This window comes from Polaromonas sp. C04, assembly GCF_002002705.1.
Taxonomy (GTDB): Bacteria; Pseudomonadota; Gammaproteobacteria; order Burkholderiales; family Burkholderiaceae_C; genus Rhodoferax_A.
Genome location: NZ_MUNS01000041.1, coordinates 231053 through 247050 on the forward strand (window position 1 = coordinate 231053; position 15998 = coordinate 247050).

A 15998-nucleotide genomic window follows, 5' to 3' on the forward strand; every position below is an offset into this window, starting at 1 on the left:
GCACCGCCGGCCGCCACCCTTGCCCTCCCCCAAAAGGGGAGGGAATCAAGTCCGAACCTTGTGTCAAACAGCGTCAGTTGACCTGCGCCGGCCGCGGCTCTTCGCGACGCGGCGGCTGCCGCTCGCCTTCGGGTTTGGGCCTGGCCCGGTTTTCGGGCGCCTGAACCGCGCGCTGCTCTTGCGGCGGCCTCGCACGCTGGGCTGGGGCTTGGCCCGGCGCTTGCCGCATTGGCTGCTCCTGCTGGGCGCGCTGGGCCTGGGCCTGACGCGCCTGCTGCTGCGCACGCTGCGCCTGCATCTGCTGCTCCTGCTGCATGCGCTGCGCCTGGACCTGGCGCATCTGCTGTTCCTGTTGCGCGCGCTGGGATTCTTGTGCCTTCTGCTGCGCCTGCATCTGCGCGGCGCGGGCTGCCTGTTCGTTTTGCGCCTGCTCGCGCTGGGCATTTTGCTGGCGCAGTCCTTGTTCGCGCTGCGTCTGTTCGCGCTGCATTGGCTCTTGCTGCACCGCTGGCTGGTGCGGCACGGCTTGCGGCGGCTGCACCGGTGCTGCCGCGGGGTGTGGCACCACGATGGCCTCGTCGCGCGGGGGCCTTGAAGGCTCGGGCTGTCCGCGCGGCACCAGCGGCACGCCGGCCAGCGGCGGTCGCACCGTCGGCGTGGCCGGTGCTGCCGGATTGGCGGCGCCGGGGGTCAAGCCGTGCGGCATGCCGCCTTGTGCGTTGCGCGCCGGCTCGGGGCGCAGTTGCGGGTTTGGCAGCGCCTCACGCGCCGGCGCGGTACCGGCCCGGCCCCGGTTGAAGGCGGGGTTGGAGACGACGCGCCGGTCGATCACCGCGGCCGGCGGCGCGGGGTGCGCCTGCGTCAGCCTTGATGCGCCGAACACGCTGCGCGGGTCGCGCGTCGGCGCCGGCGGCGCCACCACGCGGGCGCGCTCCAGCTCGGCCGCGGCCACCGGGCGCGCGTTGCCGCGCACGTGCTGGCCCTGCGCGAACGCGGCCACCGTCACCGCCGTCACGGCGGCCGGCAGGTGCTGGTAGCGGTAGACGTTGGTGACATTCGTGATGTTCGTGACCTTGTGGTTGATCACCATCCGGTTCACGTTGTTGACATAGGCCGGGCTGGCCCGGTAGCTCGGGTGCCAGGCCTCGCCCGGCGCCAGCGGGAACCAGGCCACGCCGGGCTGCGCGGCGCCGCCCACCGAGAGGTTGAAACTGATGCCGCCGGCACTGCCGCCGACAAAGCCCACCAATGCGGGCGCATACACCGGGCGGACGTTGCGGGCACCGGGCACCCAGCACCAGCGCGAGCCCAACCGGGCCCAGCGGCCGTAGTGGAACGGCGCGAAGCCCCAGGGCTCGTCGTCGATCCAGGTCCAGCCCCAGGGCGCGATCGAGGCCCAATGGCCGACACGGTAGGGCGCCCAGTCGGCCACTGTCACGCGCGGCACCCAGACGGCGCCGTAGCTCGGGTCGTTTTCCCAGTCGCCGTAGTTGTCCAGCTGCTGGTAGCCGATGACGTCGCGCGAGACATAGCGCGCCGAGATGGAGCGGTCTTCGTCCTGGTCGCGCGCCTGCGCCCAGCGGTCGAACGGGTCCAGCGCCGGCGCGGTCTGCGCGGCAACCTGGTCCAGGCCGGCGCCCGAGAAAGTGATCTGCTCGCGCGCATTGATGCCCGCCGAGGCGCCGTCGCTGCCGTACACCACGGCGCTGCCCGACTGCACCGTGACCCGCGTGGTGCCGCTGGCGGGGTCCACGTCGACGCGATAGTCGCCCGGCTGCGACGCCGTGAACGCCAGGTTCGGCGTGTCGATCTCGAAGCGCTGGCCGGGCGGCAGGCTGCGCACGCGCGCAATCAGGCTGCCCTGGGTCAGGGCGAGCTGCACGGTCTGGTCGTCGAGCGTGGAAAAACTCAGGCTGGTGGCGCCGTCCAGGCGTACGGCGGTGGAGTCGATGTGCAGCTCGGAGCGCGCGCCCGCGTCGTTCCAGAGCCGGTCGCCCTGGGTCAGCGGCCGGTTCAGTACCGCGCCGGCCCACTGGTCGAATCCGGCGGGCGCGAAGCTCACCGGCCCGTCGAAGTAGTTGAGTTGCGCCACGCGATCGGGCGGGTCGCCCGGCGTTTGCGCGAACGCGCCGGGGCCGGCGCCCAGGGCGGCCATCAGCACCAGGAGGGGCACGAGCATCCGCCGCGCGAGCCGCCCGCGGCGTGAAAAAAATGCGTTTGAAGTCACGTTGTTGTCTCCCGCGGCCTGTGGTCAGGGCGGCCGCGATGGTTCACCCTGCTACTTAGAACGCGCCAGCGTGGATAAAGACCACCCGCGCCGGGCTGGCAAAAGCAAAATCCCGTCGCCGATTGCAACGGGGTGTAAGGCGGCAGGGCGCCGAGCGGCCTTCAACGCGCGTGTGTGACACCGCCATCGACCACCAGCGTCGAGCCCACCACATAGTCGCCCGCGGTTGAGGCCAGGTAGATCGCGGCGCCAGCCATGTCCTCGTCGCGCCCGATGCGCCCGGCCGGAATGTGCTTGATGACTTCGTCGGCCTGGTCGCGCGCGGTCCGGTTCATCTCGGAGGCAAAGGCACCGGGCGCGATGGCGCTCACCACGATGTTGTCCTTCACGAGGCGCAGTGCCATGCGGCGCGTGAGCTGGATCAGGCCGGCCTTGCTGGCGGCGTAGGAGTAGGTCTCCTGCGGGTTCACCGAGATGCCATCGATGGACGCGATGTTGATGACCTTGGCCGGCCGGGTCCGGGCTGCGAGCCGCAACTGTGCGCTGAGCGCCTGCGTCAAAAAGAAGGGCGTCTTCAGGTTCAGGTCCACCACCTTGTCCCAGCCGCTTTCGGGAAATTCGTCGAACGGCGCGCCCCACGCGGCGCCGGCGTTGTTGACCAGGATGTCGAGCTTTTCCTCGCGCGCCGCGAAGGCGGCCGCCAGCGCCTGCGCGCCCGCCACGGTCGACACATCAGCCGGCAGCGAGACACAGGGGCCGATACTGGAGAGCTCGCGCGCCGTCTCGTCGCAGGCGGCTGCCTTGCGCGCCGAGATGTAGACGCGCGCGCCCTGCGCCAGAAAACCGGCCGCAATCATGCGGCCGATGCCGCGCGAGCCGCCCGTGACGAGCGCCACGCGCCCCTGCAGTGAGAAAAGATCGTTCATGTTCATCGTGCGGCTCCTGAAAATAATGAGGCCGAGGTTACCGCCAAGCCGTGCGATGGGCCGTCACCTGGGCGCCAGCGCAGTTCTTTGCCATGGTGGAAATTTCTCGTCAAATCAGGCTGTAACCATTGTTGGATATGCGCATAACGCTATTAAAACAAGAGCAGCCGGAGTTGCTTAAACTGGGGCTCAATCCCTGCTCCAAATCCCTCCATGCAAAATTTCTGGCCCTCCAGCGGCTTTGACCAGCTCCGGCGCGATGCGCGCGGCTGGCTGGTGCCCACCGACGACTACCTGCGCCTGTTCCTGGCGCGTCCCGAGCTGGCGCTGGTGCCCGAGTCCTGTGATGTGGAGCGGGCCCTGCATGCCGCGCTGGTCCTGCAGCCATCGCGGGCCGTGACGCCACGCGAACTGGCGGCCCTCGCCGACCCGGATGCGCGCGCCAACTACGCGCTGTTTGTGCGCTTTCGCGACGCACTGCTGTCGGCCGGCACGCTCGAGGGCTACTACCTCGGCCTGTTCCGCGGCGGCCACGTGGACATACCGCCGCTGTTCGTGGACCTGCTGGCGCAGGCCATCGTGCGCAACGTGCTCGATGACGCGACCGACGTTTACGAGCTGCGTGCCGGCGAAATGCTGTTTCGCGCCCAGCGCATCTCGACCCAGGGCGGGCAGATCCTCGCGGCCGACCGCGACGTGGTGGATCTGCTGAGCGAGACGGGCGGTCTCGGCGAGATCGGCCGCCTGCTGACGCAGGCCAATGCGCCGATGCGCGCGCTGGAGATGGCGGTGCTGGCCGAGCACAACGCACCGCGCTACTGGCAGGACGGCGAGCGCCACCGCTTCTTGCTGGACCTGACGCACGAGGTCCGCAATGACCTCAGCCACGGCTTGACGCTCACCATGACGCGCGCGCGCTCGGGCCTGGGTGCGCTGGCGCGCGTGCTGGAAAAATGGATCGCGCACTTTCTGGGCGTGGCCGTGCGCATCCGGCCCGAGCCCAGAATCGACGATCCGGCGTGGCGCTGGCACATCGGGCTCGACACCGAAGCCACGGCGCTGCTCAATGACCTGTATGAAGGCAACGCGGTCGAGGCCGAACGCCAGCAAAGGCTGCTCAGCCTGTTCCGGCTCGACTTTGCCGATCCCCAGGAGATGCGTGCCGATGTGGCGGGCAAACCGGTCTATCTGGGCCTGGCAACGAGCGCCGACCAGGGGGTCAAACTGAAACCGCAAAACCTGCTGGTGAATTTGCCGTTGCGCGCCGCGCGTCCACAATAGGGGTCCTCCACCCCATAGCCTGCCTTGCCCCGGCGCCCCGCGACGATGACCGACATCCTGACCGTCACCATGAACCCGGCCGTCGACGTGTCCACCTCCGTCGACAAGGTGCTGGACACGCACAAGCTCAGGTGCAGCCCCGCGCAGCGCCACGCGGGCGGCGGCGGCGTCAACGTGGCGCGCGTCGTGCAGCGCCTGGGCGGCGACTGCGTGGCGTTCTACCCGGCCGGCGGCGCCACTGGTGCGCTGCTGCGGCAGCTGCTCGACGCGGAAGGGGTGCGCAGCCGGTGCCTCGCGCTCGACGAGGCCACGCGCGAGAACTTCACGGTCGGCGAGACCTCGAGCGGGCGCGAGTTCCGCTTCGTGCTGCCCGGCCCGACGCTGGCGCCGGCGCAGTGGCAGGCCTGCCTGGCACAGATCGATGCACCCGAGGCGGCGCCGCGCTACCTGGTGCTCAGCGGCAGCCTGCCGCCCGGCGTGCCGGTGGATTTCTACGCCCGGCTCGCGGGGCCGGCACGCGCACGCGGCGCGTGCGTGGTGCTGGACAGCTCGGGGCCGGCGCTGGCGGCGGCGCTGCACGCCGGGGTCGATATTGTCAAGCCCAGCCTGCGCGAGCTGCGCGAACTCACGGGCCAGCCGCTGGCGGGCGAGTCCGAGTGGCGCGCGGCGGCGCAGCAGATCGTTGATCAGGGCCAGGCCCGGATGGTGGCGCTGTCGCTCGGGGCCGAAGGCGCACTGCTCGTGACGGCCGATGCGAACTGGCGCGCGCCGGGCCTGGCGGTGCCGGTATGCGGCGCCACTGGCGCGGGCGACAGCTTCGTCGGCGCCATGGTCTGGGCGCTGGCGTGCGGGGCCGACCTGCCGCAGGCCCTGTGCTACGGCGTGGCCGGCGGCTCCGCCGCGCTGCTGTCGAGTGGCACCGCGCTGTGCCAGAAGGCGGACGTGGAGCGGCTCTGCCGGGAGGTCCGGCTCGTCAAGGCTTGAAGGCCTTGTCGTCATAGGCCTGGCTGTAGGTCTGCCAGTCCTGCCAGACCTGCGCGGCGCAGTCTTTCGAGACGTCGAGCAGTTGTTTGCGCCACTTCTTGCGCTGCCCGAAGGCGATCAGCTCGTCGGCCGTGGCCGAGCCCTCGCGCCCGGCGCTGCGCAACTGGTCCCAGGCCGTCAGGCGGCCCATCACGCCCAGCACGCGCTCAAGCTCCTTCATGGTCTGGCTGGAGCGGTCCAGCGTGACCCGGTCCTCGCTGGGCTGCAGGGCGCGCAGCACGTAGCTTTGCTTGCCAATGCGCAGCGGCTGCAAAAAGGCCATGGACACCGCCTGCACGCGCCGCTGCAGAGCCACGACCCGGTGCGCCTCGCTCTTCCACTTGGGTTGCGGCACGGTGAGGTAGGGCAGCAGCGCGGACGGCTTCGCGTGCTTGAGGTCGAGCAGGTAGTTGCGGTCCGGCGAGCCTTTTCCCTTGACCAGAATCGCGTAGCGATCTAACCCCAGACTGCCGGTGCCGGCGATGCGGCGCGCCACGTCCAGCACCTTGTAGAAGGCCGGGTCGGGCTGCCGTTCGGCGAACTGGCGGACGATCTGCGTGACCTGCTCGCGTTGCTTGTCGGACACTGGCAGCGCCTTTTTGCCGTCCAGGCGCAGGGTCCGGCGCCGGCCCTTCTCGTCGAGGTCGGTGCGCCGGTTCAGAAAGTCGGCACGCAGGCGGCCCTGCAGGTCGGTCAGCAGCCTGCCGACCAGGCCTTGCGCGGTATCGCGCTCGACCCAGCGCATTTCACCCTGCGCCAGCGCGCCGGCGTAGCTGTCGAGGAAATGCCCGCACAGCACTTGGGCCTCCGCGGCGCTGGCCGAGATGCTCTCGGCGCCGACCCGCACGCTGGTGAGCATGCGTACCAGATCCCAGTCCACCGGGGCCAGCACGGCCTCGTCGAAATCGTTGATGTCGAAGTAGGCAAGGCGGTTGTCGCCCTTGTAGCTGCCGAAATTTTCCAGGTGCAGATCGCCGCAGAGCCAGCCCGGCGGCGCCGACTCGACCATGGCGCCCCGCGGCAGCTGCTGGTAGAAAAGGTGGCAGGTGCCGCGCAGGAAAACGAACGGGCTGGTGCGCATATTGCGGTACTTCATCTGCAGGCGCTCGGGGTCGCGGCCCGCATTGAAGTCCTGGAGGCATCGCACGATATCCATGGCCAGTCCTTCGCTGTTATTCGGTGAACAGGCGCAGCAGGCCGCGCGCCGTGAACAGGTCGCCCGGGTTGCGGGTTTCGTCGAGCACGCCGGCCAGGCGCTGCAGCAGCCGCGCACTGCGCCGCGCACGCCAGATCACCAGGTCGGCCAGCCAGGGATGGCGGTTCGCCCGATTCGCCTGGGCATAGAGGTCGAAACGCGGCTTCAGCGCCGACAGGCGGGCTTCGTAGTCGGCGCGCACCGCGGCGTCGCCTTGGCGCGTGCCGGCCAGCAGCGCCTGCGCCGCATGGATGCCGGTCTCCAGCGCCTTGCCGATGCCCTCGCCGGTGAACGAGTAGGTGCTGCCGGCCGCCTCGCCGGTCACCAGAAGCCCGGGCCGTGACAGCCGCGCGCCCTCCAGCGTGCAGCGCAGCGGCGCGCCCTTCAGGGGGCCGAGCAGCGTGCCGCCGGCCAGCAGCTCGCGCGCGGGGGCGTGCAGCCGCGTGAAATCGTCGAACACCCGGCGCAGATTCGGCTCGCCGCCCGGCTCCCGGCTGGGGCGGTCAAGCGTGCCCACGCCGATGTTGAACACGCCGCCCGGGCACGGAAAGATCCAGCCGTAGCCGGGCGCGAGCGCGCGGTGCCAGACCACTTCGAGCGCGTCGAGCGGCGCGGCCAGGGCCTCGTGCTTCACGTAGCCGCGCAGCGCCACGCCGCTGGGCGTGTGGCGCAGGGCCATGCCGGCCGCCAGCAGCGCCTGCGGTACGGCGCCGGTGGCCAGCACGACCCAGCGCGCGCGCAGCTCGCGCGTGAACTCGCCGTGCTGCAGCCGGGCGCCGACCACGGCGTCGCCGTCCTCCAGCGGTTGAATGAAGCGCAGCGGCGCGAACATGCGCGCGCCGGCTGCTGCCGCGGCGCGGCACACGATCTCGTCGAGCCGGCGGCGCGGCAGCACCGCCAGCATGGCGGGCACGTCGATGCGCCCGCCGCGCGGGCCGACGCAGCGCACGAAGCGGGCCGGCTGTGCCTCGCCCATCACGGCGTCCCACACGCCGAGCCGGCGCAGCGCCTCGTGGGCATCGGGAATCAGGCCGTCGCCGCAGGCCTTGTCGCGCGGAAAGGCGTGCTGGTCGACCAGCACCACGTCCAGCCCGCCGCGCGCGAGCAACTGCGCCGCCGCGCTGCCGGCCGGGCCGGCGCCGACGACGAGCACGTCGCAGGCGGCCGGGAGCTGTTCGATGTCAAGATTCATGACGGGGCAGGGGCGCAAGGCGCCGCGGGCGATCGGAGTCTGGATTCCAGCAGTCTGCCACGCGGGCAAGTGCGGGGATAATCGAGCCTTTCCTGAAACCCACCGGAGTTATTGCATGGCCAAGAAAATCAGAACCGAGAGCGACATTTGCGCGCCCAAACCCATTCCCGCACCGGGCTACACCACCACGGCCGGACGCGGGCAAAAACGCAGCCTGGAGCGCGGCACCGCCACCAACAACAAGAAAAACCCGGGCAAGCGGCCGAAAAAGGGCGGCTGATTACATATTGCGCCGGTACTGCCCGCCGACCTCGAACAGCGCATTCGTGATCTGGCCGAGCGAGCACACGCGCACGGCCTGCATCAGCACCTCGAACACGTTTTTGTTCTCGATCACGGCGAGCTGCAGTGTCTTGAGCATCGCGGGGGATTCCTTGGCGTGGCGCTGGTGGAAGTCGGCCAGCCGTTTCAGCTGACCCTGCTTTTCCTCGTCGGTGGATCGCGCCAGCTCCAGCTTGTCCTGCACGGCATCGCCATGCGGGTTGCGGAAGGTGTTGACGCCCACGATCGGCAGTTCGCCGGTGTGCTTGAGCATCTCGTAGTGCATCGACTCGTCCTGGATGCGCCCGCGCTGGTAGCCGGTTTCCATGGCCCCCAGCACGCCGCCGCGCTCGGCGATGCGTTCGAACTCCAGCAGCACGGCTTCCTCGACCAGCTCGGTCAGCTCCTCGATGATGAAGCTGCCCTGGTTCGGGTTCTCGTTCTTGGCCAGGCCCCATTCGCGGTTGATGATGAGCTGGATCGCCATCGCGCGGCGCACCGAGTCCTCGGTCGGCGTGGTGATGGCCTCGTCGAAGGCGTTGGTGTGCAGCGAGTTGCAGTTGTCGTAGATCGCGATCAGCGCCTGCAGCGTGGTGCGGATGTCGTTGAACTGGATCTCCTGCGCGTGCAGGCTGCGCCCCGAGGTCTGGATGTGGTACTTGAGCTTCTGGCTGCGTTCGTTGGCGCCGTATTTCTCCTTCATCGCCACCGCCCAGATGCGCCGCGCCACGCGCCCCATCACGGTGTACTCGGGGTCCATGCCGTTGCTGAAGAAAAAGCTCAGGTTCGGCGCGAAGTCGTCGATGTGCATGCCGCGCGCCAGGTAGGCCTCGACAAAAGTGAAGCCGTTCGATAGCGTGAAGGCGAGCTGGCTGATCGGGTTCGCGCCGGCCTCGGCGATGTGGTAGCCGCTGATCGACACGCTGTAGAAGTTGCGCACCCGGTGGTGCACGAAGTACTCGGCGATGTCGCCCATCACCTTGAGGCTGAACTCGGTGGAGAAGATGCAGGTGTTCTGGCCCTGGTCTTCCTTGAGGATGTCGGCCTGCACCGTGCCGCGCACGTTCTCCTGCACCCATTCCTTGATCTTGGCGGTTTCGGTCTCGGTCGGCTCGCGCCCGTTGTCGAGCTTGAACTTGTCGATGTTCTGGTCGATCGCGGTGTTCATGAACATCGCCAGGATGGTCGGCGCCGGGCCGTTGATGGTCATGGAAACCGAGGTGCTGGGGCTGCACAAATCAAAACCGCCGTACAGCACCTTCATGTCGTCCAGCGTGGCGATCGACACGCCCGAGTTGCCGACCTTGCCGTAGATGTCGGGGCGCGGATCGGGGTCGTTGCCGTACAGGGTCACGGAATCAAACGCGGTCGAGAGCCGCTTGGCCGCCATGCCCGAACTCAGCAGCTTGAAGCGGGTGTTGGTGCGAAACGCGTCGCCTTCGCCCGCGAACATGCGGGTCGGGTCCTCGCCCTCGCGTTTGAAGGCGAAGGTGCCGGCGGTGTAGGGGTAGCTGCCGGGCACGTTGTCCAGCATCAGCCACTGCAGGATCTCGCCGTGGTCCTGGTATTGCGGCAACGCCACCTTGCGGATGGTGGTGCCCGACAGCGATTTGGTGGTCAGCGCGGTGCGGATCTCCTTGTCGCGGATCTTCACCACGTACTCGTCGCCGGCATAGGCCTTTTGCATTTCGGGCCACTGGGCCAGCAGCTTTTTGGCGGGCGGCTCCTGCACCTGCTCGCGCGCCACGGCCAGGTCGATGGCGGCCTCGGCGGCGCGCGCCTTGTCGGGCTTGGCCACGGTCAGCATCGCGGCGGCGGCGCGCAGCTGCTGGATCTCGCGTGCCAGCTGGGCCTGTTCGCGCGCGCGCTTTTTGTAGCCGCGCACGGTATCGCTGATCTCGGCCAGATAGCGCGTGCGCGCCGCCGGCACCACCGGGGTCTGGTTCGTGCTGTGGCGCACGCTCACATGCGGCAGGCTGGACTTGCCGAGCTTGAGGCCGAGTTCGGCCAGGCGCGCGCTGAGGGCCTGGTACAGCGCGGTCACGCCGTCGTCGTTGAAGCGCGCGGCCATGGTGCCGAACACCGGCATCTGGTCGGGCGGCGTGGTCCAGGCCTCCTTGTTGCGCTGCACCTGTTTGGAGACGTCGCGCAGCGCGTCGAGCGCGCCCTTGCGGTCGAACTTGTTGATGGCCACGAACTCGGCGAAGTCCAGCATGTCGATTTTTTCCAGCTGGCTGGCGGCGCCGAATTCGGGCGTCATCACGTACATCGGCACGTCCACGTGCGGCACGATGGCGGCGTCACCCTGGCCGATGCCCGAGGTTTCCACCACGATCAGATCAAAGCCCGCCACCTTGCAGGCGGCGATCACATCGGGCAGCGCGGCGCTGATTTCGGAGCCGAAGTCGCGCGTGGCCAGGCTGCGCATGAACACGCGCTGGCCGTTGTCGGTGGCGGCCGCGGCCGGCTTGCCGGCCACCTTGGTCGGCGGCTTGCGCCACGGGCCAATCGCATTCATGCGGATGCGGTCACCCAAGAGCGCGCCGCCGCTCTTGCGCCGTGACGGGTCGATGGAAATCACCGCCACGCGCAGGCTGTCGTTCTGGTCGAGGCGCAGGCGCCGGATCAGCTCGTCCGTGAGCGATGACTTGCCCGCGCCGCCGGTGCCGGTGATGCCGAGCACGGGTACCTTCTTCGTCGCCGCCTGGGTGCGCAGGGTTTGGACCAGTGCCGCCAGTGGGGTGTCGGCACTCTGGCCGGTCGCCGGGGCCGCGGCGTTCTCAAGCGCCGTGATGAGCTGGGCCAGTGCGCGCCAGGCCATCTCGCCGTGGCCCTGGATGGCGCCAATGTCCCTGGGCGCGAAGCCGCTGAGGTCCTTGTCGCAGCGCATCACCATCTCGCCGATCATGCCGGCCAGGCCCATCTTCTGGCCGTCTTCGGGGCTGAAGATGCGCGCCACGCCGTAGGCCTGCAGCTCGCGGATCTCGGGCGGCACGATCACGCCCCCGCCGCCGCCGAAGACCTGGATGTGCTCGCCGCCGCGGCTCTTGAGCAGGTCCACCATGTACTTGAAGTACTCGACGTGCCCGCCCTGGTAGGAACTGATGGCGATGCCCTGTGCGTCTTCCTGCAGCGCGGCCGTCACGACCTCGTCCACGCTGCGGTTGTGGCCCAGGTGGATGACCTCGGCGCCCATGCCCTGCAGGATGCGCCGCATGATGTTGATGGCCGCGTCGTGCCCGTCGAACAGGCTGGCGGCCGTGACGAAACGCACCTTGTGCGTGGGGCGGTAGTTGGCAAGGGCCTTGTAGTCAGCGGACAGGTCGGTCATGGTGTCTCCACGCGGTGCAGCGTTGGTGGTCGATCGGATCGGGGGTGGCACGATACTAATTGACGTTTACGTAAACGTCAATTAGAAGCGAGACCCTCAGGCACTCTTTTTAGCACCTGGGAATTCGGGGTTTACCCGCGAATTCACCCTATTCACCCGGCATGTCCGGGTCCAACGGGCCATCTGCAAGTCCCGTGCAAGGTTCGCGTCAGATAGTGGTACTGCCTTCCCAAAAAAAGGGATGGGTGAAGGGCTCACATGCAGCGTTGGCGCCCAGCTTGCGCTGGCGCTTCAAGGCGAGGCACTTCACACGGGATTCGTTTATCAACCTGGAGACAGAATGAAATTTAGTTTTGCAAAGCTGGCCATTGCGTCGGCCGTCCTGACCGTTGCCGGCGTCGCGACTGCCGCGGAGCCCATCAAGATCGGGGTGGACGGACCCTTCACGGGCGGCTCGTCGTCGATGGGGGTCAGCATGCGCGATGGCGTGCGTCTGGCGATCGATGAAATCAACAAGTCCGGCGGCGTGCTGGGGCGCAAGCTGCAGGCGGTGGAGCGTGACGACGAGGCGAAAAACGAGCGCGGCTCGCAAATTGCCCAGGAATTGATCAACAAGGAAAAAGTGACGGCGGTGGTGGGCTACATCAACACTGGCGTGGCACTGGCGTCGCAGCGTTTCTTCCAGGACGCCAAGATCCCGGTCATGAGCAACGTGGCCACCGGCAGCGTGATCACCAAGCAGTTCAAGGACCAGCCCGACAACTACGTTTTCCGCAACTCGGCGCATGACAGCATCCAGGCGCCGATGATCGTGGAAGAGGCCATCACGCGCCGCGGCTTCAAGAAGGTCGCCATCCTGGCCGACTCCACCAACTACGGCCAGCTGGGCCGCGAGGATCTGGAGGCCGCGCTCGCGGCCAAAGGCGTCAAGCCGGTGGCGGTCGAGAAGTTCAATATCAAGGACGTCGACATGACGCCCCAGCTGCTCAAGGCCAAGGAGGCCGGCGCCGACGTCGTGCTTACCTATGGCATCGGCCCCGAGCTGGCCCAGATCGCCAACGGCATGACCAAGCTGGGCTGGAAAGTCCCCCTGGTGGGCAGCTGGACCCTGTCGATGGCCAACTACATCGACAATGCGGGCCCCGGCGGCGAGGGCGCGCGCATGCCGCAGACCTTCATCCAGGAGCCCAACACACCCAAGCGCAAGGCCTTCATCGATGCGTACCTGAAGGCCTTCAAGCCCAAGAACAACCGCATCGATTCGGCCGTGTCGGCGGCGCAGGGTTATGACTCCGTGTACCTGCTGGCGGCCGCCATCAAGCAGGCCAACAGCACGGACGGCCCGAAGATTCGGGAGGCGCTGGAAAACCTGCACACCAAGGTGGACGGTGTCGTGACGGTGTATGACAAGCCGTTCACCCATGACGACCATGACGCCATCACGGCCAACATTCCGGTGATGGGCGAGGTGAAGGCCGGCCGCGTGGTCTACGCCTACGCCGACGACCTGAAAAAAGGCGCGGACCTGCGCATGAAAGACGCCAAGGCCAAGGCCGCACCGGCTGCCAGGAAGTAATCGGATCCTTGCCGTTATCGTGCTTCAAGACAAACACTGCGCGGACCTTTGCGGCCCGCGCGGTGTTTTTTTATAGCCTTTTCGTCGTTGGCATTTTCGCGGAACGCAACTTATGGAAATCCTGCTTCAACTGATCTACAGCGGTGTCTCGCTTGGCATGATCTATGCCGTGATCGCGTTTGGTTATCAACTGACCTTCCAGACCTCGGACACCCTCAATTTCGGCCAGGGCGATGCACTGATGCTGGGCGCCATGGTCGGGCTCACGCTGGTCAATCTGGGCGTCAACTACTGGCTGATGATTCCGCTGGTGATCGTGTTCGGGCTGTTGCAGGGGGCGCTGGTGGAGCGCGTCGGCGTGCGTCCCGCCATCAAGATCAAGAGCGAGTTCGGCTGGATCATGTCGACCATCGCGCTGGGGATCATTTTCAAGAACGTGGCCGAGAACGTCTGGGGCCGCGACGACCTGCGGTTTCCCTCCCCGTTGCCCGAATCACCGCTGAAGGTGTTCGGCGCCAACGTGCTGCCGATGGAAATCCTGGTGGTCGTGGGCGCCGTGCTGATGATGCTGGCCGTCGAGTTCTTCAACCGCAAGACCATCTATGGCAAGGCCGTGGTGGCGACCTTCAACGACCGGGACGCGGCCAAGCTGATGGGCATCAACACCGGCCTGGTGATCACATTCTCCTACGCGCTGTCTTCCGCCACGGCCGCTTTTGCCGGTGTGCTGATCGCACCGCTGACGTTGACAGGCGCCACCATGGGGGCCGTGCTCGGTCTCAAGGCCTTCGCCGTCGCCATCATCGGCGGGCTGACCAGCGGCATGGGCATCATCGTGGGCGGCATCATTTTGGGCATTGCCGAAACGACCACCGGTTTTTATATCTCGACCGGCTACAAGGATGTCCCCGGCCTGGTGCTGCTGCTGGCCGTGCTGGCCATCAAGCCGGCCGGCCTGTTTGGCAAAACCGCCATCAAGAAAGTTTGACGATGAACCGGAAGTTTCTTTTGGTGTCGGTGTTGTGCCTGGCCGCGCTGGGTGCCGTTCCGTGGTTTCTGCCCAACCCGTACTACATCCACCTGATCGCCACCATCATGATCTACGCGATCCTGCTGTTCGGCCTGGACATCGTGGTGGGCTACACCGGCCAGGTGTCGCTCGGGCATGCCGGCCTGTTCGGCATCGGCGCCTACGCGACCGGCGTGCTGTTCATGAAGCTGGGAGCGTCCCTGTGGCTGACCATTCCGGCCAGCGTCCTGGTGACCGCGGGCTTTGGCGCGCTGCTGGCGCTGCCGGCGTTGCGCGTGACGGGCCCTTACCTGGCCATGGTGACGCTGGCGTTCGGCACCATCATCCAGATCCTGATCAACGAGATGGACTTCCTCACCGAAGGCCCGCTCGGCATCAAGATCCCCAAGCCCAGCGTGGCGGGCTACACGTTCGACGAGCGTGCCTTTTACTGGCTGGTGTTTGGGCTGATGCTGCTGTCGCTGATCGTGGTGCACCGGATTTTGAAGTCCCAACTCGGGCGCGCCTTCGAGGCGCTGCGTGGCAGCCCGGTGGCGTCCGACTGCATGGGCGTGTCGGTGTACCGCTACAAGGTCTACGCGTTCGTGATCAGCGCCGGCTTTGCCGGACTGGCGGGCAGCCTGTACGCGTATTCGGAGCAATACATTTCGCCCAATACCTACAACTTCGAGCTGACGGTGCTGTTCCTGCTGGCCGTCATCATGGGCGGGCGCAAGACCCGCACGGGGGTCCTGCTGGGAGCCGCCATCATCGTGATGCTGCCCAAGCTGCTCGACGACCTGGACACGTTTCGCATCGTTGCCTCGGGGCTGGCCCTCCTGATCGCGGTGGGTGCGGGCGTGGGCATAGCCAAAAAGATGACGTCGCCGAAGATCATCTGGATTCCGGTGGTCGGGGCCATCGCGCTGGCCGGTTTTTCGTTCTGGCTGGATTCCATCACGGACTGGCGCCTGTCGATTTTCGGCTTGATGATCCTGTTCGTGGTGTATTACCTGCCCGATGGCATCGTGGGTTTCGTGCGCAACCTGCTGGCCTTCCGCAAGGGCGGCCGCGTCGCCAGGAGCGCATCCGCCGGCCCCGATTCCGGCAAGGACGCCCTGGGGCTGGCCGCGTCGGCCGGCGAAGGTACGTTGCTGGTGGCCAAGGACGTGCTGATGCAGTTTGGCGGCCTGAAGGCGATCAATGAGGTGGACCTGCTGATCCGGCGCGGCACGATTCATGGCCTGATCGGCCCCAATGGTTCGGGCAAGAGCACCATGATGAACGTGCTGACCGGCATTTACGTGCCCACCGCGGGCAGCATCGAGTTCGCCGGCCGCTCGGTGGTCGGGCGCACCTCGTCCGATATCGCCCTGTCGGGCATTGCGCGCACCTTCCAGAACGTGCAGCTGTTCGGCGAAATGACGGCCCTGCAAAACATCCAGGTGGGCCTGCACCACACGTTTGACAGCCACATCGTCGACGTGTCGCTGAACACGCCGCGCTACCGGCGCGAGGAGGCGGCTGCGATCGAGCGTGGCCTGGGCCTGCTGCGCTTTGTCGGGCTGGAGGACATGGCCTTCGAGGAGGCGCGCAACCTGCCCTATGGCAAGCAGCGCCTGCTGGAGATCGCGCGTGCGCTGGCGCTCGATCCGCAACTGCTGCTGCTGGACGAGCCGGCCGCCGGCCTGACGGCGCCGGACATCAAGGAGCTGATCTCCATCATTCGCAAGATCCGCGACCACGGCATGACCGTGATCCTGATCGAGCACCACATGGACGTGGTCATGAGCATCTGCGACACCGTCTCGGTACTGGATTTTGGCCAGAAGATTGCCGAGGGCCGGCCGGCCGAAGTGCAGGCCGACCCGAAGGTCATCGAAGCCTATCTGGGTGGCCAGGCGGCGTAGACCCAAC

The 15998-nt window shown here is 67.3% G+C and carries 11 protein-coding genes; 6 read left to right on the forward strand and 5 right to left on the reverse strand.

Annotated features, from left to right (window positions below; translation table 11 throughout):
- Positions 1–73 precede the first annotated feature (73 nt).
- The gene (locus B0E49_RS17525) at positions 74–2179 is read right to left on the reverse strand and encodes a DUF6600 domain-containing protein (protein WP_077563750.1); all 2106 of its coding nucleotides are present in this window, start codon (positions 2177–2179) and stop codon (positions 74–76) included.
- Positions 2180–2388: 209 nt separating this feature from the next.
- Positions 2389–3159: an SDR family oxidoreductase gene (locus tag B0E49_RS17530; protein ID WP_077563752.1), complete on the reverse strand. Its 771-nt coding sequence runs from the start codon at positions 3157–3159 to the stop codon at positions 2389–2391.
- A gap of 207 nt (positions 3160–3366) precedes the next feature.
- Here B0E49_RS17530 and B0E49_RS17535 point away from each other — a divergent pair, with 207 nt between their 5' ends.
- Together B0E49_RS17535 and B0E49_RS17540 are read left to right on the forward strand one after the other, a co-directional pair.
- On the forward strand, positions 3367–4434 hold the full coding sequence (locus tag B0E49_RS17535; RefSeq protein ID WP_077563754.1) for a DUF6352 family protein: 1068 nt from the start codon (positions 3367–3369) through the stop codon (positions 4432–4434).
- 45 nt (positions 4435–4479) lie between these two features.
- On the forward strand, positions 4480–5418 hold the full coding sequence (locus B0E49_RS17540; RefSeq protein WP_077563756.1) for a 1-phosphofructokinase family hexose kinase: 939 nt from the start codon (positions 4480–4482) through the stop codon (positions 5416–5418).
- Here the strand turns inward: B0E49_RS17540 and B0E49_RS17545 are convergent.
- Both B0E49_RS17545 and B0E49_RS17550 read right to left on the reverse strand, forming a co-directional pair.
- On the reverse strand, positions 5408–6613 hold the full coding sequence (locus B0E49_RS17545; protein ID WP_077563757.1) for a DUF2252 domain-containing protein: 1206 nt from the start codon (positions 6611–6613) through the stop codon (positions 5408–5410). The genes B0E49_RS17540 and B0E49_RS17545 overlap by 11 nt on opposite strands.
- Before the next feature lie 16 nt (positions 6614–6629).
- On the reverse strand, positions 6630–7844 hold the full coding sequence (locus B0E49_RS17550; protein ID WP_077563759.1) for an NAD(P)/FAD-dependent oxidoreductase: 1215 nt from the start codon (positions 7842–7844) through the stop codon (positions 6630–6632).
- Positions 7845–7959: 115 nt separating this feature from the next.
- On the opposite strand from B0E49_RS17550, the gene B0E49_RS20565 reads away from it, so the two are divergent.
- Positions 7960–8124, forward strand: a complete 165-nt coding sequence (locus B0E49_RS20565; protein WP_168175083.1) for a hypothetical protein — start codon at positions 7960–7962, stop codon at positions 8122–8124.
- On the opposite strand, the gene icmF is transcribed toward B0E49_RS20565, so the two are convergent.
- Entirely contained in the window at positions 8125–11496 is a 3372-nt protein-coding gene (gene icmF / locus B0E49_RS17555) for a fused isobutyryl-CoA mutase/GTPase IcmF (RefSeq protein WP_077563761.1), read from the reverse strand. It lies immediately after the preceding gene.
- A 340-nt stretch (positions 11497–11836) separates the two neighbouring features.
- Here icmF and B0E49_RS17560 point away from each other — a divergent pair, with 340 nt between their 5' ends.
- From B0E49_RS17560 to B0E49_RS17570, 3 genes are all read left to right on the forward strand, one after another.
- Positions 11837–13072 carry an ABC transporter substrate-binding protein gene (locus tag B0E49_RS17560; protein ID WP_077563763.1) on the forward strand — a complete coding sequence of 412 codons (1236 nt, stop codon included), beginning with the start codon at positions 11837–11839 and terminating at the stop codon, positions 13070–13072.
- Between the two features lie 112 nt (positions 13073–13184).
- Positions 13185–14060, forward strand: coding sequence for a branched-chain amino acid ABC transporter permease (locus B0E49_RS17565; RefSeq protein ID WP_077563765.1), 876 nt, complete (start codon positions 13185–13187; stop codon positions 14058–14060).
- Positions 14061–14062: 2 nt separating this feature from the next.
- Positions 14063–15991 (forward strand): branched-chain amino acid ABC transporter ATP-binding protein/permease, encoded by a 1929-nt coding sequence (locus B0E49_RS17570; protein WP_077563767.1) that lies wholly within the window; start codon positions 14063–14065, stop codon positions 15989–15991.
- Positions 15992–15998: the final 7 nt, after the last annotated feature.

Coding starts and splice junctions, on each gene's coding strand:
- B0E49_RS17525 (WP_077563750.1), bottom strand. CDS start 2,179: ATGCTCGTGCCCCTCCTGGTGCTGATGGCCGCCCTGGGCGCCGGCCCC.
- B0E49_RS17530 (WP_077563752.1), bottom strand. CDS start 3,159: ATGAACATGAACGATCTTTTCTCACTGCAGGGGCGCGTGGCGCTCGTC.
- B0E49_RS17535 (WP_077563754.1), top strand. CDS start 3,367: ATGCAAAATTTCTGGCCCTCCAGCGGCTTTGACCAGCTCCGGCGCGAT.
- B0E49_RS17540 (WP_077563756.1), top strand. CDS start 4,480: ATGACCGACATCCTGACCGTCACCATGAACCCGGCCGTCGACGTGTCC.
- B0E49_RS17545 (WP_077563757.1), bottom strand. CDS start 6,613: ATGGATATCGTGCGATGCCTCCAGGACTTCAATGCGGGCCGCGACCCC.
- B0E49_RS17550 (WP_077563759.1), bottom strand. CDS start 7,844: ATGAATCTTGACATCGAACAGCTCCCGGCCGCCTGCGACGTGCTCGTC.
- B0E49_RS20565 (WP_168175083.1), top strand. CDS start 7,960: ATGGCCAAGAAAATCAGAACCGAGAGCGACATTTGCGCGCCCAAACCC.
- icmF (WP_077563761.1), bottom strand. CDS start 11,496: ATGACCGACCTGTCCGCTGACTACAAGGCCCTTGCCAACTACCGCCCC.
- B0E49_RS17560 (WP_077563763.1), top strand. CDS start 11,837: ATGAAATTTAGTTTTGCAAAGCTGGCCATTGCGTCGGCCGTCCTGACC.
- B0E49_RS17565 (WP_077563765.1), top strand. CDS start 13,185: ATGGAAATCCTGCTTCAACTGATCTACAGCGGTGTCTCGCTTGGCATG.
- B0E49_RS17570 (WP_077563767.1), top strand. CDS start 14,063: ATGAACCGGAAGTTTCTTTTGGTGTCGGTGTTGTGCCTGGCCGCGCTG.